This is a genomic window from Streptomyces sp. NPDC051561, from assembly GCF_044454195.1.
Lineage (GTDB): Bacteria > Actinomycetota > Actinomycetes > Streptomycetales > Streptomycetaceae > Streptomyces.
This window is the reverse complement of the sequence record NZ_JBITDM010000062.1, coordinates 1-1871: the sequence shown is the minus strand read 5'-3', so window position 1 is coordinate 1871 and position 1871 is coordinate 1. Positions and strand designations below refer to the sequence as shown.

1 protein-coding gene and 1 pseudogene are annotated in these 1871 nt (G+C 67.0%); both read right to left on the bottom strand.

What is annotated here, in order from left to right; all coding sequences use genetic code 11:
* Window positions 1-302: 302 nt before the first annotated feature.
* Window positions 303-665, bottom strand: coding sequence for a transposase (locus tag ACIA73_RS41915; RefSeq protein WP_399444278.1), 363 nt, complete (start codon window positions 663-665; stop codon window positions 303-305).
* A pseudogene (locus ACIA73_RS41910) lies at window positions 638-1780 on the bottom strand (transposase); the annotation flags it as partial. The gene ACIA73_RS41915 and the pseudogene ACIA73_RS41910, both read right to left, overlap by 28 nt.
* Window positions 1781-1871: the final 91 nt, after the last annotated feature.

Genomic DNA, 1871 nt, shown 5'->3' with positions numbered 1-1871 from the left:
AACGAGCTTCTCTACTCGGAGAGTTGCGCGATGGCCGCCTCATGACCAGGGGCTATGCACTGATCGCTGCTACACCACTCGGCGGGACACCATCCGTCCTGGCGGCGCAGGCCACGAAACTGACGCGAATCCTTGAATGATGCTGGCGAAACGGCCTGCCGTTCGTGGTTCTGGACGGCACCCTCTTCCGATGCGATCGCGTAGCGGGAGAAGCCGAACACGGCACCGATCTCTGATACGCGATCCGGATCAAGCACTTCGCAGGCAATGAGCGACTCTGTCGGGGACCTTGGGTGAGTGAGTCATTTCCCTTGGCGCCACCAGCGTGGGCGTGGGAGGTTGCGGAACTCGAGGTAATGCTGAAAGGCCGTCGGGCGGCGGGGTCTGTGTGTCGCGTCCGGGGGATCCTGCCCGGCGAGGCGTTCGATGTTCACGGCGATCGCGGTCAGCACATGTTGAACATGGGTCTTGGGCACTCCGTGGTATCGGCCGTGGCGTGCTCGGTGGCCGAGTGCCAGTTCGGCGATGGTGCCCTCGGCTCCGGAGCCGAGGGCGTAGAGCTTGCGCCAGGCGGGGTCGTGCTGGTCGGCGCGGTTGCGGGCCTGGAGTTCGTGCAGGTGTCTGGGCGGAAGTAGACCGTGCGGGGCCCTTGGCCGCGGGTGCATGAGGAACGGGTCGGGCAGGGGCCGCACTGGTGGGGGCGGAAGTGGGCGGCGATGTACGGGTTGTGGGCGGGGGCCTGGACCCAGCTCGTGGTGGTCTGCCCGCTTGGGCAGGTCACCTGCTGGCTGGCGAAGTCGATGGTGAAATCGTCGCGTGCGAAGCCGGTTTGCTTTTTGTGCTGCCACTGCCCGCTGGCCTTGACCGGCCCGATGAGGCTGACACCGTACTCGCGGTCAGCTGCTTCGAGGAGGGCGACGGAGAGATAGCCACCGTCCATGAGGTGCTCGGCGGGCAGCAGGCATCGCTTCTTGAGGCGGGTGTGGATGCCGGGCACGGCTTCGGTGTCCCGCGTCGGCACCGTGGTGGCGACGTCGGTGATCACATTCGGGCTGTCGGAGTCGCAGGTCTCCGTCACATGCAGTAGATATCCGCTCCAGCGGGTGTTCCCGCGCAGACCGAAGCGAGTGTCCAGGTCGTAAGGCGAGCGGATCATCCATCTGCCCGGCGGAAGGCCGTCCTTGCTGTTGCGGGGACGCGGTCGGCCGTGCTCGTCGGCCGTGAACTGTTGGACCAGAATCTGTCGCAGTGCCTGAAGTGCGGGACCACGGACGCGGTCCGGCGCCCGGGTGAGCAGGGCGTGGGCATCGGCGCTGGCCTGAGTGAGCCGGGCGACGGGGCGGCTGGGCTGGGAACGCAGACGCGCCGGCCGGCCGTAACGATCGGCCCACTCTTGGGTGACCAGGTCATCGAGTAACTCGGGGGATTCTCTGGCCAGGTGTTCCAGCGCGGCCCTGACCGCCTCGAGGACCAGCTCCAGGCGGGTCAGCTCGCGGGCGGCGGCCAGGACGTGGGTGGAGTCGGTGCGCTGTTTGCCCCGCTGCTTGACCAGTCCGGCCGCCGCAAGCCGTGCCACGGCCAGGTCGAGCAGCTGGTCGGCGCGATCCTGCTGGGCGAGCCGGTCGCGGAAGTCGCCCAGCACACTGTGGTGGAAACCGGGATCGTCCAGCTCCAGGCCCAAGGCGTACTTGAAGTCGAGGCGGCAACGCACCGCCTCAGCCGCCTGCCGGTCAGACAGATTCAGCAGGAACTGCAGCACACAGACGGTGGCGAGCTGGATGGTGTCCCGCCGAGTGGTGTAGCAGCGATCAGTGCATAGCCCCTGGTCATGAGGCGGCCATCGCGCAACTCTCCGAGTAGAGAAGCTCGTT

What these genes read in the sequence shown, in the direction of transcription:
- ACIA73_RS41915 (WP_399444278.1), bottom strand. Translation starts at nt 665, where the DNA reads ATGCACCCGCGGCCAAGGGCCCCGCACGGTCTACTTCCGCCCAGACAC.